This is a genomic window from Plantibacter sp. H53 (assembly GCF_001650455.1).
Classification (GTDB): Bacteria; Actinomycetota; Actinomycetes; order Actinomycetales; family Microbacteriaceae; genus Plantibacter; species Plantibacter flavus_A.
In genome coordinates this window covers 110,982-128,031 of sequence record NZ_LWCT01000051.1, presented here as the reverse complement: position 1 = coordinate 128,031, position 17,050 = coordinate 110,982, and the positions used below count along the sequence as shown (strand labels likewise).

General features: G+C 69.9%; 16 protein-coding genes. 5 read left to right on the top strand and 11 right to left on the bottom strand.

From position 1 onward, the window contains the following. Positions 1–139: 139 nt before the first annotated feature. The 6 genes from A4X17_RS18725 to dnaK form a co-directional block, all read right to left on the bottom strand. Positions 140–1,339 (bottom strand): methyltransferase, encoded by a 1,200-nt coding sequence (locus tag A4X17_RS18725; RefSeq protein ID WP_064297158.1) that lies wholly within the window; start codon positions 1,337–1,339, stop codon positions 140–142. Positions 1,340–1,378: 39 nt separating this feature from the next. Further along, positions 1,379–2,020 carry a hypothetical protein gene (locus tag A4X17_RS18720; protein ID WP_064297157.1) on the bottom strand — a complete coding sequence of 214 codons (642 nt, stop codon included), beginning with the start codon at positions 2,018–2,020 and terminating at the stop codon, positions 1,379–1,381. An 81-nt stretch (positions 2,021–2,101) separates the two neighbouring features. After that, the gene (locus tag A4X17_RS18715) at positions 2,102–2,518 is read right to left on the bottom strand and encodes a heat shock protein transcriptional repressor HspR (protein ID WP_064297156.1); all 417 of its coding nucleotides are present in this window, start codon (positions 2,516–2,518) and stop codon (positions 2,102–2,104) included. A 30-nt stretch (positions 2,519–2,548) separates the two neighbouring features. Next, entirely contained in the window at positions 2,549–3,550 is a 1,002-nt protein-coding gene (locus A4X17_RS18710) for a DnaJ C-terminal domain-containing protein (protein WP_064297155.1), read from the bottom strand. Between the two features lie 2 nt (positions 3,551–3,552). Next, positions 3,553–4,227, bottom strand: coding sequence for a nucleotide exchange factor GrpE (locus A4X17_RS18705; protein WP_064297154.1), 675 nt, complete (start codon positions 4,225–4,227; stop codon positions 3,553–3,555). A gap of 2 nt (positions 4,228–4,229) precedes the next feature. Beyond that, the gene (gene dnaK, locus A4X17_RS18700; protein WP_064297153.1) at positions 4,230–6,092 is read right to left on the bottom strand and encodes a molecular chaperone DnaK; all 1,863 of its coding nucleotides are present in this window, start codon (positions 6,090–6,092) and stop codon (positions 4,230–4,232) included. Between the two features lie 288 nt (positions 6,093–6,380). Here dnaK and A4X17_RS18695 point away from each other — a divergent pair, with 288 nt between their 5' ends. Next, positions 6,381–6,938, top strand: coding sequence for a hypothetical protein (locus A4X17_RS18695; protein WP_139205481.1), 558 nt, complete (start codon positions 6,381–6,383; stop codon positions 6,936–6,938). Between the two features lie 112 nt (positions 6,939–7,050). On the opposite strand, the gene A4X17_RS18690 is transcribed toward A4X17_RS18695, so the two are convergent. Further along, a complete protein-coding gene (locus A4X17_RS18690; RefSeq protein WP_064297151.1) occupies positions 7,051–9,633 on the bottom strand; it encodes an ATP-dependent Clp protease ATP-binding subunit in 2,583 nt (860 codons plus the stop codon). 160 nt (positions 9,634–9,793) lie between these two features. Between A4X17_RS18690 and A4X17_RS18685 the strand changes: the two genes are divergently transcribed. The 4 genes from A4X17_RS18685 (at position 9,794) to A4X17_RS18670 (ending at position 13,445) form a co-directional block, all read left to right on the top strand. After that, entirely contained in the window at positions 9,794–11,260 is a 1,467-nt protein-coding gene (locus A4X17_RS18685) for an MFS transporter (protein WP_082916293.1), read from the top strand. 73 nt (positions 11,261–11,333) lie between these two features. Next, the gene (locus tag A4X17_RS18680) at positions 11,334–11,915 is read left to right on the top strand and encodes a hypothetical protein (RefSeq protein ID WP_064297150.1); all 582 of its coding nucleotides are present in this window, start codon (positions 11,334–11,336) and stop codon (positions 11,913–11,915) included. A 25-nt stretch (positions 11,916–11,940) separates the two neighbouring features. Beyond that, positions 11,941–13,038 (top strand): serine hydrolase, encoded by a 1,098-nt coding sequence (locus tag A4X17_RS18675; RefSeq protein ID WP_082916292.1) that lies wholly within the window; start codon positions 11,941–11,943, stop codon positions 13,036–13,038. After that, on the top strand, positions 13,035–13,445 hold the full coding sequence (locus A4X17_RS18670) for a hypothetical protein (RefSeq protein ID WP_064297149.1): 411 nt from the start codon (positions 13,035–13,037) through the stop codon (positions 13,443–13,445). Before A4X17_RS18675 ends, A4X17_RS18670 begins: the two co-directional genes overlap by 4 nt. 15 nt (positions 13,446–13,460) lie before the next feature. Here A4X17_RS18670 and A4X17_RS18665 read toward each other — a convergent pair whose 3' ends face one another. Genes A4X17_RS18665 through A4X17_RS18650 form a run of 4 tightly spaced genes read right to left on the bottom strand, consistent with a single transcriptional unit; the run spans position 13,461 to position 17,019 of the window. Next, a complete protein-coding gene (locus A4X17_RS18665; RefSeq protein ID WP_064297148.1) occupies positions 13,461–13,877 on the bottom strand; it encodes an RbsD/FucU family protein in 417 nt (138 codons plus the stop codon). 43 nt (positions 13,878–13,920) lie between these two features. Then, a complete protein-coding gene (locus A4X17_RS18660) occupies positions 13,921–14,784 on the bottom strand; it encodes an amidohydrolase (protein ID WP_064297147.1) in 864 nt (287 codons plus the stop codon). Further along, positions 14,784–15,737 carry an aldo/keto reductase gene (locus A4X17_RS18655; protein WP_064297146.1) on the bottom strand — a complete coding sequence of 318 codons (954 nt, stop codon included), beginning with the start codon at positions 15,735–15,737 and terminating at the stop codon, positions 14,784–14,786. Before A4X17_RS18655 ends, A4X17_RS18660 begins: the two co-directional genes overlap by 1 nt. Then, a complete protein-coding gene (locus A4X17_RS18650; RefSeq protein ID WP_064297182.1) occupies positions 15,730–17,019 on the bottom strand; it encodes an L-fuconate dehydratase in 1,290 nt (429 codons plus the stop codon). The genes A4X17_RS18655 and A4X17_RS18650 overlap by 8 nt, the downstream gene beginning before the upstream one ends. Positions 17,020–17,050: the final 31 nt, after the last annotated feature.

The following is a 17,050-nucleotide window of genomic DNA, read 5'->3' as shown; positions in this document are numbered from 1 at the left end:
GACGCGGGCTGCGACGTCGCGCATCGAGCGCCTCTGGAACGCCGCCTGACGCACATGACTCCTGCAACGCCCGTCCGGACTGTCGACGATGCCGGCGATTGAGCGGCCGGTGCTCGTCGAGCGGTCCAAGCAGCAGGAGTTACGGACGCGGCCCGCCGGCGGCCCGGGGGCGCGAGATCGTCACCGTGAACTTCTGGTTGCGCGCGAGCTGCGTCGTCGGGCCGACGAGCCGCTCGAGCGCCGCCCGGTAGCCGAGGTGCGAGTTCCACACGACGGCAAGGGTGCCACCCGGCTGCAGGACACGCCCGGCCTCGGCGAACAGGTCGTGCGCGACGCCCGTGTGCACGGTGGTCCCGCTGTGGAAGGGCGGGTTCAGGACGATGAGGTCGGCTGACGCGTCCGGCTGCATCGACAGGCCGTCGTCGCGGAGCACCGTGATGCGCTCGGCCAGTCGGCGGTCGGCGTCGTCGTTGGCGGCGATGGTCGCGGTGGTCGAGGCGACCGCTGCGGCGGACTGGTCGGTCGCGATGACCATGAGCTCGGGTCGGGCGATGGCGAGCGACACCGCGAGGACGCCGGTGCCGCAGCCGAGGTCGATGGCCGTCCGGGCGTCGGGCGCGATCTCCGGCAGCGCCTCGAGCAGGAAGCGGGTGCCGATGTCGAGCTTCGTGCCGGCGAACGCCGCGCCGGCGGCGGCGATGGTCAGGCCGATGTCGGCATGGTGCTCGGTGCGCAGCGCGGTCGAGGCCGTGGTGTCGGCCTCGTCACGCTCTCCCTCGACGGCGGCGGTCACCGGGTCGCTGGCGCGGAGCACCCGGGACTTCTGCCGGGCGAGGCTCGCGGTGACGGTCGAGAAGCTCCGACCGAGGACCTCGTTCATCGCGGGCGTCAGGTGTTTCACCCGGCCACCCGCCAGGAGGCGGACGTCTGCGGCGCTCCAACGAGCCACGGCGGCGGCGATCTCGTGCAGTGCCTCGAGGTGCTTGGGCAACTGGAGGAGGACGAGCGATGCGCCGGAGAACAGCTCTTCGCCGAGCGGCAGGTTGCGGAAGCCGCCGTCGATGCCGAGCCGTTCGGCGTTGGCTGCGAGGGCACGTTCTCCGACGGCGGCGTCCTGGTGGACCCGGACGTCCGTCGCCCCCAGGAGCGCGATGGCGCCGAGGGTCAGGGCCCCGTAGGCGTCGCCGACGACGACGATCTCGCCGGGCGTCGGCACCCGCCCGGCCAGGGCCTCGGCCGCTTCGTCGAGCAGGAGCCGATCGGTCGCGTCGACGGCGAAGAGGTTGGGTGCCTCGTGATCGGGGAACCGGCGCAGCGCGTCGAATGAGAACTCGGGCATCCCCTCAGCGTAACCGGCCAGGCGATACGAGGAACGGCGTCACCGTCTGCGGACGCGTCGAGCCGGCTTCTCCGCCTTCACGGCTCGGAGGACGGCCGGGAAGACGAGGACACCGAGCCCGGCGGAGACGAGGAGGTTGACGACCGTGGCGATGGCGACGCCTTGTCCGAAGGCTCGCACGGTCTCGAGGCCACTGGCGTCCTCGGCGCGGACGGACGCGATCGCACCGAACACGATCACGAGGCTGATGACCGCGAAGATGAGCTGCAGTGGGACGGTGGCCCACATGCCCCAGTGCGTGACGGCTCCTGCGCGACGCACGCCGTGACGCCGCAGGATCCGCAGGCTGAGGGCGATGCCACCGAGGAAGGCGACGACCCCGAGCGCGACGTACCCCCACACCCAGGCACCGAACGGCGGTGTGAGGAAGAGCAGGATGAACCCGAACACGCGCGAGAAGCCGTCGACCCATTCGGCCTCGCCCGCACCGAGCAGGACGCCGACGAGGATCGGGGCGCCGATCACGACGAGCGTCAGCAGCGGAAGCACGCCGGCGACGACACCGAAGTACATGAGCGGGTAGGCGGTCAGTCCGGTCAGCCGGGCGCCGCGCCGCCTCCGGGCCGTCGCGGGTGCGGTCTGCGCCGGGTCCGGCTTCGTCACCACGGGCTGCGCGCTCATGCCCCAACCCTACGCGCACCCGAAAGCGCACTCGTGGTCGTCATCCATGTGGGATGACGACCACGAGTGCGCTTTCGTCGGCTATTCGGAGAGCGACGGCCGCCAGACGACGACCTCGGTCCGGCGACGGGTGCGGGTACCGCTCCGCATCGGGACGACGCTCCCCTCCATGCCTGCGGCGAACACCCGGTTGCCCGGAGTCCGCAGCAGGGCGTTGGCGAGCGCGTGCTCGAGCTCCCGCACCCGACCCTGGAGCGAGCTGACCTCGTTCTCCAGGGTCAGGATGCGGGAGATGCCCTCGAGGCTGACGCCCTCGGCACTGAGCCTGGACACCTCACGGAGCTGGGCGATGTCGCGCATCGAGTACCTGCGCGACTTCCCGGCGGTCCGCGTCGGCGACACGAGACCGAGCCGGTCGTACTGCCGGAGGGTCTGCGGGTGCATGCCGGCGAGCTCGGCAGCCATCGCGATCGCGAAGACCGGCGAATGCTCGTCCATGCTCTCTGCCCTTCCGTGTGCTGCTGGTTACTAGCCCCGAGCCCGAGCGATGAGTTCGTCGCGGGGGTTGTCCTTCGGCTCCAGCTCGTGGAACCGTTCGAGTGCTTCCTTGGCCTCGCCGCCGAGGTGCGCCGGCACGACGATCTGCACGACGGCCAGGAGGTCGCCGGTGCCCTTCGTCGTCGCGACACCGCGGCCCTTGACGCGGAGGACGCGACCGCTCGGCGTACCGGGGGCGACCCGCAGCTTGACGGGGTCGCCGCCGAGCGTCGGAACCTCGATCGTGGCGCCGAGCGCGGCCTCCACGAAGGTGACCGGCACGGTGACACGGAGGTTCAGGCCGTCGCGTTCGAACACGGGATGCTTGCGGACACTCACGGTGACCACGATATCGCCGGGTTCGCCGCCGTCCGGACTCGGCTGCCCCTTGCCGCGCAGGCGGATCTTCTGTCCATCCGACACGCCCGCCGGGATCTTCACCTTGATGGTGCGTCCCTCGGAGGTCTGCAGGGAGATGGTGTCGCCCTGCGTGGCCGTGATGAAGTCGATCGTCGTGTGCGCGGTGATGTCGCGGCCGGGCGTGGGTCCGCCGTAGCCCCGGAAGCCACCGGTGGTCTGGCCGAAGCCACCCTGGCCGAACATGCCGCCGAGGATGTCCTCGTATCCGGGAGGAGCCTGCTGGTAGCTGTAGCTCTGGCGACCGCCACCACCACCGCCACCACCGAACATCGACCCGAAGACGTCCTCGAAGCCGCCCTGGCCGCCGCCGGCACCCGGAGCGGTGAAGCGGGCTCCACCACCCATGGCGCGGACGGCGTCGTACTCCTTGCGCTGCTCGGGATCGCCGAGGACCGAGTGGGCCTCGCTGATCTCCTTGAACTTCGCCTCGGCCTTCGCATCACCCGGGTTGGAGTCCGGGTGATACTGCCGGGCCAGCTTCCGGTAGACCTTCTTCAGCTCCGCGGGCGTCACGTCCTTCTTGACGCCGAGGACCTTGTAGAAGTCCTTGTCGAACCAGTCCTGACTCGCCATGGCTAGCTCGCCGGGACCGCGACGACCACCTTCGCGGCGCGCAGCAGGGTGGAGCCCAGGTGGTACCCGGTCTCCACGACGTCGAGGACGGTCTCGCCCTCGGCGCCCGGCGTGGGCTGCTGGAAGATGGCCTCGTGCACGTTGGGGTCGAAGGTCTCGCCGACCGCTCCGAACGGCTTCAGCCCGAGCTTCTCGGCAGCGCCGCGGAGCTTGGCCGCGATCTGCGTGAAGGGGGCGTCACCCTCGAGGTCGCCGTGCTTCTCAGCGCGGTCGAGGTCGTCGAGCACCGGGAGCAGGACCTTGGCGACCTCGCCGGTGGTGCGCTCGCGCTCCACCTCACGGCCGGCCTCGGTGCGCTTCCGGTAGTTCGCGTACTCGGCCGTGACGCGCTGCAGGTCGCCGAGGCGTTCTGCAGCGAGCTGCTCGGCCGGGGAGAGGTCGCCGCCCTGAACGGGCTCCTCGGGAGCCGCGTTGAGGATGTCCTCGACGGTCAGCTCGTCGTCGGCGGCCGGTGCGTCGGCGTCGGCGGATTCGGCAGGTGCGCCCGAGGGGGCCGACGCGTCGGCGTCAACCCCCTCGGTGCCAGGCTGACGAACCTCGCCGGTCTCCGGGTCGATCCGTCGCTTGTCGCGAATGATGGGATCGTCCTGGTTCTGGTTCTGGTTCTCGTCAGTCATGGTTACTTCTTGTCCTTGTCGTCTTCGTCCTCGACGACCTCGGCGTCGACGACGTCCTCATCGGAGGTCGCCTCCTCAGCCGGGGCCTCGGTTCCTGCGGCGGACTCGGAGGCCTGCGCCTGGGCGTAGATCGCCTCGCCGAGCTTGACCTGGCTCTCGTTGAGCTTGTCGAACGCGGTCTTCACCGCGTCCTCGTCCTCACCGGCGAGCGCGCTCTTCAGGGCGTCGACATCGGCCTGGACGTCGGTCTTGACGTCCTCGGGCAGCTTGTCGTCGTTCTCCTTGATGAGCTTGTCGATCGAGTAGGCGAGCTGCTCGGCGCTGTTGCGGACCTCGGCCTGCTCGCGGCGGGCCTTGTCGTCCGCAGCGTGCTCCTCGGCCTCGCGGACCATGCGCTCGATGTCCTCCTTGCCGAGGGACGAGCCACCGGTGATGGTCATCGACTGCTCCTTGCCGGTGCCCTTGTCCTTGGCGGACACGTGCACGATGCCGTTGGCGTCGATGTCGAAGGTGACCTCGACCTGCGGCACACCGCGCGGAGCCGGCGCGATGCCGGTCAGCTCGAAGGTGCCGAGGTTCTTGTTGTCGCGGGTGAACTCGCGCTCGCCCTGGAAGACCTGGATCGCGACGGACGGCTGGTTGTCGTCGGCCGTGGTGAAGGTCTCGCTCCGCTTCGTGGGGATCGCGGTGTTGCGCTCGATGAGCTTCGTCATGATGCCACCCTTGGTCTCGATACCGAGCGACAGGGGGGTGACGTCGATGAGCAGCACGTCCTTGCGCTCACCCTTCAGCACGCCGGCCTGGAGGGCTGCGCCGACGGCGACGACCTCGTCAGGGTTGACGCCCTTGTTGGGCTCCTGACCACCGGTGAGCTTCTTGACGAGCTCCGCGACGGCGGGCATGCGGGTCGATCCACCGACGAGCACGACGTGTGCGATGTCGGAGACCTTCACGCCTGCCTCGGCGATGACGTCGTTGAACGGCTTGCGGGTGCGCTCGAGCAGGTCCTGCGTGAGCTCCTCGAACTTGGCGCGGGAGAGCGTCTCGTCGAGGTTCGCCGGGCCGTTCTCCGTGAGGGACAGGTACGGGAGCTGGATCGAGGTCGACATCGAGGAGCTGAGCTCCTTCTTCGCCTGCTCGGCGGCTTCCTTGAGGCGCTGCTTCGCGATCTTGTCGCCCGAGACGTCGACACCGGTCGAGTCCTTGAAGCGCTTGATCAGGTAGTCGACGACGCGCTGGTCCCAGTCGTCTCCACCGAGGCGGTTGTCACCGGAGGTGGAGCGGACCTGGATGGTGGAGAAGTCGTCGTCCTTGCCCACTTCGAGCAGCGAGACGTCGAAGGTACCGCCACCGAGGTCGAAGACGAGGATGAGCTCGTCCTCCTTGCCACGGTCGAGGCCGTAGGCGAGGGCTGCGGCGGTCGGTTCGTTGATGATGCGGAGCACGTTGAGGCCTGCGACCTCACCGGCCTCCTTCGTGGCCTGACGCTCGGCGTCGTTGAAGTAGGCGGGGACGGTGATGACCGCGTCGGTCACGGTGTCACCCAGGTACTGCTCGGCGTCGCGCTTCAGCTTCGCGAGGATGCGGGCGGAGAGCTCCTGCGGCGTGTATTTCTTGCCGTCGACGTCGAACTTCCAGTCGGTGCCCATGTGGCGCTTGACGCTCGCGATGGTGCGGTCGACGTTGGTGACGGCCTGGCGCTTCGCGGTCTCGCCGACGAGCACCTCGCCGTCCTTGGTGAATGCGACGACGGAGGGGGTGGTGCGGAAGCCCTCGGCGTTGGCGATGACGGTGGGTTCTCCACCTTCGAGGACGGCGACCACCGAGTTGGTGGTACCGAGGTCGATGCCTACTGCACGTGCCATGTGTTGGTTCTCCTTGCGTTGACTGCCGGTTCGGAACTCGTCGACTCGGGCGGCATGCGGATGGCGTCCGGCCGACTCGACGAGCTCGGCACCGAGCTGATTGGTGGGGTGATGCTGGTGTGACATCGAGACTTGAGCCCCGATGACTCAATGCTACCGAGGCCTGGTTTCGACGTCAAGAAAGTTGAGTCCGCCTGGCTCAACTCCCAGCGGATGGCCAGTTTGCCTGCCCCAACCCCCGTGCTGCCCCCGATCCGCCGGATGTGGTGCGGCTCCTAGGCTTGGGGGATGCCCCATCGCCACTCCCCTCGCCTTTTGGCCGCCCTCGTCGCAACGATCGGAGCCCTCGCCCTCGCCGCGTGCGGATCCGGGGCCCCGACGTCGAGCTCCACGACCATGAGCACTCCGAGCGCCACCCCCGCCTCGACGTCCTCCGCCGAGGCGACCGAGACGGCCGCAGCTACGACGTGCGACACGGTCCTCACCGAGCAGGGATACGCGGACCTCGAGCAGACCCAGATGGAACCGCGGGCGTATCAGGTCACACGGACCGATCTGACGTTCCTCGTCGACGCCGGTGGCGTCGCGTGCACCTGGACGAAGCCGCAGACCGACATCTCGGCGACGGTCGCGCAGGCACCGTTCGACGAGACGGCCTGGGCGGCCAAGCAGACCGAACTCGAGGCCGCCGGATTCGTCGAGAGCGATGAGTCCGGACTCCCGTTCCTCCTCGAGCCGACCGACCCGGGCGGCAACCTCTCCGGTGGCTTCGTGTGGCAGGACGGGCAACTCTTCTACGTGAGCGCGCCGAGCCTGCTGGATTCGGTGCGAGGACTTCAGGAGTAGGAACCCTCCGGGCCGCTCCGGTCACCGAGCCTGTCGAGGTTCCCACGCACAGACGACGACAGGCCCAGGATCCGGCGCACCGATCCCTGGGCCTGTCGATCCATCTCCCCGCCTAGGCGGCTTCCGCCACCACCACGGAACGCTCCGTGACGACGATCTTCCCGCCGACCGCGTCGACGTGCACGGTCGAGCCGTCGCCGACCCCGCCGCCCACGACGAGCTCGGCGATGCGGTCATCGACCTCACGCTGGATGAGGCGACGCAGGGGACGCGCCCCGTACTCCGGCTCGTAGCCGAGCTCCGCGAGGAGGGTGAGCGCTTCCGGAGTCGTCTCGAGAGACGCACCGCGTGCGGCCAACCGCTCGGTCGTACGGCCGAGCATCAGTCCGACGATCTCCTGCAGCTGCTGCTGGTCGAGCTTGCGGAAGAGGACGACCTCATCGATGCGGTTGAGGAACTCCGGACGCATCGCTTCGCGCAGTTTGCCCATGACCCGGGCACGCAGCGCCTCCTCGGAGCCGAAGCCCGTCGGGTCGTCGGCGCCACCGGCCACGAAGCCCATCGCTCCGGACCGCGAGGCCAGGAACTCGGAGCCGAGGTTCGACGTCATGACGACGACCGTGTTGCGGAAGTCGATCGTCCGCCCCTGACCGTCGGTCAGGCGACCGTCGTCGAGCACCTGCAGGAGCAGGTTGAAGACGTCCGGGTGCGCCTTCTCGATCTCGTCGAACAGCACGATCGAGTAGGGGTTCCGGCGCACGCGCTCGGTGAGCTGGCCCGCCTCGTCGAACCCGACGTACCCGGGAGGGGCACCGACGAGTCGCGACACCGTGTGACGTTCGCCGAACTCACTCATGTCGAAGCGGATCACCGAGTGCTCATCCGCGAAGAGGGATCCGGCGAGCGCCTTCGCGAGTTCCGTCTTGCCGACGCCGGTGGGGCCGAGGAACAGGAAGCTGCCGACAGGGCGGTTCGCGTCCCCCATGCCCGTGCGGTTGCGACGGACGGCCTTCGAGACCGCGGTCACGGCGTCGTGCTGGCCGATGACGCGAGCGTGCAGTTCGTCCTCGAGGCCGGCGAGACGTTCCCGCTCACCCTCCGTGAGCCGACTGACCGGGATGCCGGTGGCACGGGACACGACGCCGGCGATCTGCGCCTCGTCGACGACCGCGTCGCGGTCGGTGCGCGCGCCGGGGCCGCTGGAAGCGGCGTCGAGCTTCGCCTGGACGGCGGTGATCTCGTCGCGGATGCGCGAGGCCTCCTCGTAGTGCTCGGCCGACACGGCGGCGTTCTTCGACGCCTCGAGTGTCGCGAGCTCCTCGACGAGGGCGCTCACGTCGACCGCCTTCCCGAGCCGCAACCGCAGCCGGGCTCCGGCCTGGTCGACGAGGTCGATGGCCTTGTCTGGCAGGACGCGGTCGGGCAGGTAGCGGGCCGAGAGCTCGACGGCTGCGCGGAGGGCGTCGTCGGTGAAGCGGACGTCGTGGTGCTCCTCGTACGCCGGACGGAGACCGTCGAGGATGAGGACGGCGTCCTCGATCGACGGCTCGCCGACGCGCACGGGCTGGAAGCGGCGTTCGAGCGCCGGGTCCTTCTCGATCCCGCGGTACTCACGGAGCGTGGTCGCACCGATGAGGTGCAGCTCACCGCGAGCGAGACGCGGCTTGAGCATGTTCCCGGCGTCCATGCCGCCCTCGCCGGAACCTCCGGCGCCGACGACGGTGTGGACCTCGTCGATGAAGACGATCAGCTCGGAGCGGTTGGCTGCGATCTCGTCGAGCAGGCCGGTGAGGCGCTCCTCGAAGTCACCGCGGTAGCGGGTTCCGGCGACCATGGCCGGCAGGTCGAGTGAGACGACGCGCTTGCCGCGCAACTGCTCCGGGACGCCGCCGTCGACGATCGCCTGGGCGAGCCCCTCGACGACCGCCGTCTTGCCGACGCCGGCCTCGCCGACGAGGACGGGGTTGTTCTTCGTGCGGCGGGAGAGGATCTCGATGGTCTGCTCGATCTCCTCGGAACGTCCGATGACGGGGTCGAGCGACCCGCCGGCGGCGAGCGCCGTGAGGTCGGTGCCGAAGCGGTCGAGCATCGGGGTGTCCGAGTCGAGGTCGTCCGCATCGCGGTCGTCCTGGTCGTCGGTGGCGACGCCGGGGTCGCCGACGGTCTGGCGCATGCCCTGGGTCAGCGCCTCCGCCGTGACGCCGGCGCGGGCGAGGACCTCACCGGCGGGCGAGTCCTGGTTGATGACGAGCGCGAAGAAGAGGTGCTCGGGGTCGACGTAGGTCGACCCGGCGGCGCGGGCCACCTGGTAGGCGTGGAACAGCGCGCGCTGGGCCGACGGCGTGATGGCCGGGTCCTTGACGCTCGGCGAGGACGCCTGCGGCAGGCGCTGCTCGGCGGCCTTGGCGATGACCTTCGGGTCGACGCCGAGGCGCGCGACGGCGTCCTTCGCGGGCTCCTCGCTCACGATGACGCGCAGGATGTGCAGCGCGTCGAGCTCGTTCTGGCCGCGCTCGAGCGCGAACCGGCCGGCGCGCTGCAGGATCTCCTGCGTCCGCGCGGTGAGGAAGCGGCTGAGGTCGATGGTCCGCGCCGAACGCGCCCGCTCGCCCTCGAGGTATCGGGCGAGGAAGTCGTCGAACGACGACGATCCGCCGTCTGCTGCTGCGCCGCCCTGGGTGAAGTCTTCGGGCACGTGAACCTCCTGGATTCAAACTTGAGTGTCGTACGCTCAAGTCCAACGCGGGGTGCCTCCGGCTATTCCCAGGCCCGTTCCGCGTCCCAGCGAACCCCCAGCCATCGCGCTGCGGGACGCACGCTACCGCCCGTTCACCACGCGGCACTAGCCTCAGTGCATGAGCACGACTCCCCCAGGTGGCACCGACGACACCGGCCGGACAGGCGGGCACGGCGACGAGGCCCCGCGTCTCGGATCCCGGCCCCGCAACTTCCCGCCACCACCGCTCGTCACCCCCGACGCCGCAGCGGCCACCGTCGACCTCGACACCTCGCAGGTCGCCGCCGTGAAGGCGCAGGCGGGTCGCAAGGGTCGCATCTTCGCGTGGAGCCTGTGGGACTGGGGTTCGGCGTCGTTCAACGCGGTCGTCACCACCTTCGTGTTCACCGTCTACCTGACGAGCGACTCCTTCGGCGAGGAGGCCGCGGTGTCGGCGTCCCTCGGGTGGGCGCTCGCGGCCGCCGGACTGCTGATCGCGATCCTCGCGCCGGTCGTCGGCCAACGGTCGGACTCCGCCGGGCGACGGAAGTTCTGGCTCGGCTTCAACACCTACGTCGTCGTCGCGGTCACCGCGCTCCTCTTCTTCGTCGCGCCCGATCCGAACTTCCTCTGGCTGGGCCTCGTCCTCCTCGCCGTCGGCAACATCGTGTTCGAGTTCGCCGGGGTCAACTACAACGCGATGCTCGCCCAGGTGTCGACGCCCACCTCCATCGGCAAGGTCTCCGGTCTCGGCTGGGGCATGGGGTACATCGGCGGCATCGTGCTGCTGCTCATCGTGTACTTCGGCTTCATCTCCCCCGAGGTCGGACTCTTCGGCGTCACCGGCGAGGACGGCATGGACGTCCGCGTCGCGATGCTCGTGTCCGCGGCGTGGTTCGGGGTCTTCGCCCTACCCGTACTGCTCGCCGTGCCCGAGTACCACGCACCCCAGGCCGTCGCCCGGCCGCACGTCGGGTTCTTCGCCTCCTACGGGGTGCTCGCCAAGAGCATCGCGGAACTCTGGCGCGACAGCCGACAGACGCTCTACTTCCTGCTCGCGAGCGCCGTGTTCCGCGACGGGCTCGCCGGTGTCTTCACCTTCGGTGGCGTCCTGGCCGCCGGGACCTTCGGCTTCTCACCCGGCGAGGTGATCATCTTCGCGATCGCCGCCAACGTCGTCGCCGGGATCGCGACGATCACGATCGGCCTGCTCGACGACAAGGTGGGCCCGAAACCCGTCATCGTCGCGTCGCTCATCGGCCTCGTCATCGCGGGAAGCGCCGTGTTCTTCCTCCACGAGGGCGGCGCGACGATCTTCTGGATCTTCGGCCTCATGCTGTGCCTGTTCGTCGGCCCTGCCCAGTCGGCGAGCCGCTCGTTCCTGGCGCGCATCATCCCCGAGGGCCGCGAGGGTGAGGTCTTCGGCCTCTACGCCACGACCGGCCGCGCCGTGTCCTTCCTCGCGCCGACCGCCTTCGCACTGTTCGTCACGCTCGGCGGGGCGCAGTTCTGGGGGATCCTCGGGATCGTGCTCGTGCTGCTCGTCGGCCTCGGGCTCCTGATCCCGGTGCATGCAAAGCAGGGGCGGCTCAGCTCGCGGGCCTGATGCGCGGCTCCGGTGAGCCGACCACACGGCCATCAGCTTGATTTCGTAATTACGATATTTATACACTTGGGTCATGACGACCATCGACCCCGGCGATCTCGAGGCACGTCTCGCGCGTCTCGAAGCCGCCGTGTTCGCCCGACCGGTCGATGAGGGCACGACCACCGAGCGACCGGATGACGTTCCGTCCGCAGCCGCGACGGGCGATGCCGACGACACCTTCTGGGCGCTCCACGGGCTCGAACAGCGCACGGCCGAGCTCGAGCACGGGGCGGTCCTCTTCACCGGATCGGTCGTCGCCGGCGGCGGACCCGTGCAGTGGCAGTACGCCAGAGCGACCGACGACCTCCTCGCGCTCGGCGACGACCCCGACGCCGTGGAATCAACAGGCTCCGGTCCACTCGCGACCGCGGCATCGCGGCTCGCGGCCATCGGCTCCCCCGTCCGGCTGCAGCTGCTCCTGGCCGTCGCCAACGGCACCTCCGCACTCGCGGACCTCGGCGAACTCGACGGCATCGGGACGACCGGCCAGGTCTACCACCACGTCCGCGTCCTGACCGCCGCCGGCTGGCTGCAACCCGCCGGCCGCGGACGGGTCGCGGTCCCACCCATGCGACTCGTCCCGCTGCTCGTCGCCGTCGCCGCCATGGAATGACCACCGACCCCAGGAAGGACCCCGCATGACCGCCACACCACGCAGCACGTCCCGACCCAGACGGGTCTGGGTCATCGCCGCCATCAGCACCGCTGTCGCCCTCGCGGCCGGACTCGCCCTCCGGCCAGGGCCCTCGACGCTTCCCGCAGAGGCCGCCGGCGACGTGGAACTCGCGGCGACCGTCCGCGAACTCGCCGGCCCCGACCGCAAGGCCGTGCTGGCCGTCGTCGTCACCCCGGACGGCACCCGCACCGCGACGATCGGCGCCCAGCCGGACACCCGGTTCGAGATCGGGTCGGTGAGCAAGGCCTTCACGGGACTGTTGCTCGCTGACGCGATCGAGCGTGGCGAGGTCGCCCCGGACACCAGGCTCGGTGACCTCCTCGAACTGGGCGACGCACCCGCGGCGGACGTCACCCTCGAGCAGCTCGCCACCCACACCTCCGGCCTGCCGCGACTGCCGATGGACCTCTCGACGATCCTCTCCTCAGCGTGGTTCGCACTCACGACGGCGAACCCGTACGGAGAGGACCTCGAGAAGCTGCTCGAACAGGCGCGGTCCGCGTCCCTCGACACCCCGAAGGGCACCTACTCCAACCTCGCCTTCGAACTCCTCGGCGCCGCCCTCGGCTCGGCCGCCGGCACCAGCTACGCCGATCTCCTCGAGGAGCGGATCACCGGTCCGATGGGACTCGACTCGACCAGCCCCGTGAGCGATGCAGCAGAGCTCGGCGACCGCGACCTCCTCGGTGAGACCGCCGGCGGACGGACCGCCGCAGCATGGACCGGCACGGCGATCGGGCCCGCTGGCGGCATCCGCTCGGACACGGCGGATCTCGCACGCTTCGCGGAACGACTGGCCGACGGCAGCGCACCGGGCATCGCGGCACTCGCCCCACAGGCGGCGTTCGGCGATCACGAGATCGGCTGGGCCTGGATCACCGATCGGAAGGCGATCGACGGCGAGGACCTCGTCTGGCACAACGGTGCCACGGGCGGCTTCGCGTCCTTCGTCGGCGTCGTCCCGGCGACCGGCACCACGGTGGTCCTCGTCTCGGCGACCCAGGAGTCGGTCGATGCGGCCGGTGTCGCCCTCCTCGAGCAGATCGGAGCAGCACGATGATCGAGATCCTCATCCCCGCCGTCGTCGCCCTGGTCATCGCCTGGTTCCTCGCCCTCCAGGTCGCGCATGCGTGGAGTACGGGACGCTGGGCGGCGACCGAGCGCTACCGGCTGGTCGCCGACGCCGTCGACAGCATCGTGATCCTCGCCCTCGTGCGCGCCCTCGCCGCGCCGGTCGGCGTCTGGTCCTGGGCGTGGGTCATCGCCGTCGCGATCGTCGGCTTCGGACTCGCCGGAGCCGCCCTGCGCTGGCGGTCACTCCCGTGGCACGCACCAAAACCGAAGCGCTCACTCGACGAGCACGGGGCGACGGTCGAGACCGCGGTCGCGCCGAAGGACCGCCGGCGGCAGGTCCAGGCCGGTGTCTACGGTGTGGTCGGCGTCGCGATCGTCGCGCTCTGCTGGTGACCGCACCGAACCGCTTCACGCCGTGCGCGTCACGAGGCCCTTCCGCAGCGTGACGTTCCCGTAGGTCCTGGTCTCGCCCGTGCGGATGATGAGGAAGGCCGTGGCGGCCTCGTCGTAGTAGGCGAACCGGTCGACGAAGCGCACGGCGTCCTCGGTCGTGCCGGCGGCGGCGATGAGTTCCCGCTGGACGTCGAGCACCGTGCCGTCGGCACTCGTCATGAGGTCGAGCACGGGTTCGTCGTCGAGCGGGATCACCGTGCGCACCGCCCGGAGGACCTCCGGCGTCGACAGCGTCGGGAGCACGACGACGCGTTCACCGAGTCGAGCGGCCGGGAAGTGCGCGTCGGCGATCACCACCGTGTCCGAATGCCCCATCGCGTCCAGGTGCAGCAGCAGTTCGCCGCTCAGCACCGGGTCGATCCCTGTCAGCATGGTGACCTCCTCGTCATGATTCCGTGTCCATCCGTCTGCCCGATCATGTCGGTCCGTCGACTCCGACCGGCCCGCGGGGGTCGAGCCGGTAGACGCGCGTCGCCGTCCCGCCACGGAGTGCATCGCGTTCCGACGGCGACAACTCGTCGACGAGACCGGACAGCTCGTGCCAGACCGCACCGTACCCGCCGCTCGTGACGGTCATCGGCCAGTCACTGCCGAGCATCAACCGCTCGGGCCCGAAGCAGGCGAGCGCGGTGTCCCAGGCACGACGCACGTCGGCCGCCACGAACGGCCGACCGGCACGGTTGAGGCCGGACACCTTCGCGACCACGTTCGGTGGCTCCGCCGCCGCGGCCAGCTCGGTCGCCCAGCGTTCGAAGGCCTCGTCGTCGCGCGGCGGCTTCGCGAGGTGGTCGACGACGAGCGTCAGCCCCTCCTCCAGCCGCGCGAGTCCGGTGGCGTCGCTGAGCAGGCGCGGGAAGGCGTTCGGGAGGTCGAGCGGAAGCCCACGGTCCGCGAGGACCGCCGCCAACCGGCGGGCGGGGGCGGCCAGGAGCAGGCAGTCCCGGGGATCGTCGTGCAGCAGCTGACGAATGCCGCGGAACCGTGGATGCGCGCCCCAACGGTCGAGCAGCACCTCGGCCCGCTTCGCGTCGTCGATCGGCACCCAGCCGACGACGCCGGCCACCCAATCGAAAGCGTCCGATGCACTGAGCATGGACATCGTGTCGAGTTCGGTGTCGTCGGCTTGGACGAGGATCGCCGCATCGACGCCGGCCGTCTGCAGCTCTGCGGCCGCACGCTCCGGCGTGAAGTCATCGCGAAGCGACTCGTCGGCCGAAGCGAGCCAGTGATACCCGTCGGCGCGATTCCACAGATGGAGGTGCGCGTCGATCGTCCGCATCAGCCGAGCAGCCCTCTGGTGCGCAGCTCCGTCCAGAAGGTCTCGGGGATCGGTGCCTCGAAGCGCTCCACGTTCTGGATGATCTGCTCCGGCCGCGAGGCGCCGACCGCGACCGTCCGCACGGCAGGGTGGCGGAGCGGGAACTGGAGGGCGGCTGCGGGCAGTTCGACGTCGAACCGACGGCAGATCTCGGCGATGTCGACGGCGCGGTCGAAGACCTCCGGCGGGACGGCACCGTACTCGTAGCGGCCATCCGGGTCCGGCACGGCGCGGGCCAGCAGGCCCGAGTTGAACACCGAGGCGGCGACCACCCCGACGCCGTGTTCCAGACAGGCGGGCAGCAGCTCGTCGGCCGCCGGTTGCTCGGCGAGCGTGTACCGTCCGGCGATCATGATGAGGTCGGTCAGGCCCGTGCGCACCGCGGCGAGCAGGGACGCGACGTCCATCGACCCGATCCCGACCGCCCCGACGAGTCCTTCGTCGCGGAGGGCGGCGAGCGCCGGTATCCCTTCGGAGATCCCGGACTCCGGATCGTTGCGTTCGGGGTCGTGGAGGTAGAGCACGTCGACGTGGTCGAGTCCGAGTCGTTCGAGGGACTCGTGGAGCGAGCGCCGCACGCCGGCCTCGCTCGCGTCCCACTCGCGCCGCACGGTCGCCGGGACGACGAAGTCGTTGTCGGTATCGAGCGCACCCTCCCCCGCGGGGTTCGGCACGAGGAGACGGCCGACCTTGGTGGACAGGACGTACTCGTCGCGCGGTTTCGTCCGCAGGAAGGCGCCGAGCCGACGCTCGGAGAGACCGAGGCCGTAGTGCGGAGCCGTGTCGTAGAAGCGGACGCCGTGTTCCCAGGCCGCATCGAGGATCGCCCAGGCCTCCTCATCGCTGAGCTCGCGGTAGAGGTTGCCGAGATTGGCGGCGCCGTACGCGAGCCGCGGGACGAGCAGGTCAGGCACCGGCGCCCCGGAAGGTGAATTCGGCGATCGACGTCGCGAGCATCTCCGAACCGCCGCCGGGGGCGAGCGGCGCGCGGTACCGCCCGGCGACGATCTCGACGGGCTCGACGAAGTGCTCGTGCAGGTGGTCGACGAATTCGATCATGCGTCCATCTTCGCTCCCGGACACGGCGATGAAGTCGAACATCGAGAGGTGCTGCACCGCTTCGCACAGCCCGACACCACCGGCGTGCGGGCAGACCGGGACACCGAACTTCGCGGCCAGGAGCAGGATCGTGATGTTCTCGTTCACGCCGGCGACCCGCGTGGAGTCGATCTGGAGCACCTGGAGGGCGTCGGCCTGCAGGAACTGCTTGAACATGATGCGGTTGGCCATGTGCTCGCCGGTCGCGACCGGGATCGGGGCGACGCCGCGCGCGATCGCCGCGTGGCCGAGGATGTCGTCGGGGCTCGTCGGCTCCTCGATCCAGGCGATGTCGTAGGGGGCGAGTCGGGACATCCAGTCGATCGCCTCCGCGACGTCCCAACGCTGATTGGCGTCGACCGCGATCCGGATGTCGGGTCCCACCGCGTTCCGGGCGATGGCGAGGCGACGGACGTCGTCCTCCACATTTCCGCCGACCTTGAGTTTGACCTGCGCGAACCCGTCCGCGACCGCTTCGCGACACAGACGGTCGAGCTTCTCGTCGGAGTAGCCGAGCCACCCGGGCGTGGTCGTGTAGGCGGGGTACCCGGCTGCGAGCAGGGCCTCGATCCGGTCCTCCCGTCCCGGTTCGGCGCGACGGAGGATCGCGAGGGCGTCGTCCGGGGTGAGGACGTCGCTCAGGTAGCGGAAGTCGACGAGCTCGACGAGCTCCTCCGGCGTCATCGTGGCGAGCAGCCGCCAGAGCGGCAGGCCGGCACGTTTGGCCTTGAGGTCCCAGAGCGCGTTGACGACGGCGCCGATCGCCATGTGCATGACGCCCTTCTCAGGACCGAGCCAACGGAGCTGGGAGTCGTAGACGAGTTCGCGCCAGAAGGCTCCGAGGGCGTCGAGCACGGGCTCGACCTCGCGACCGATGAGGTGCTCGCGGAGGGCGTGGATGGCAGCGACCTCGACGTCGTTGCCGCGTCCGATCGTGAAGACGAAGCCGTGGCCCTCGTGGCCGTCGTCCGCGTCCGTCACCAGCCGCAGGTAGGCGGCGGAGTAGTCGGGGTCGGGGTTCATGGCGTCCGAGCCGTCGAGGGTGGTGGAGGTCGGGAACCGGACGTCGTGCGTCTCGAATCCGATGATGGTACTCACGTCGGCATGCTCCTTCGGGCTGGTGCCACCG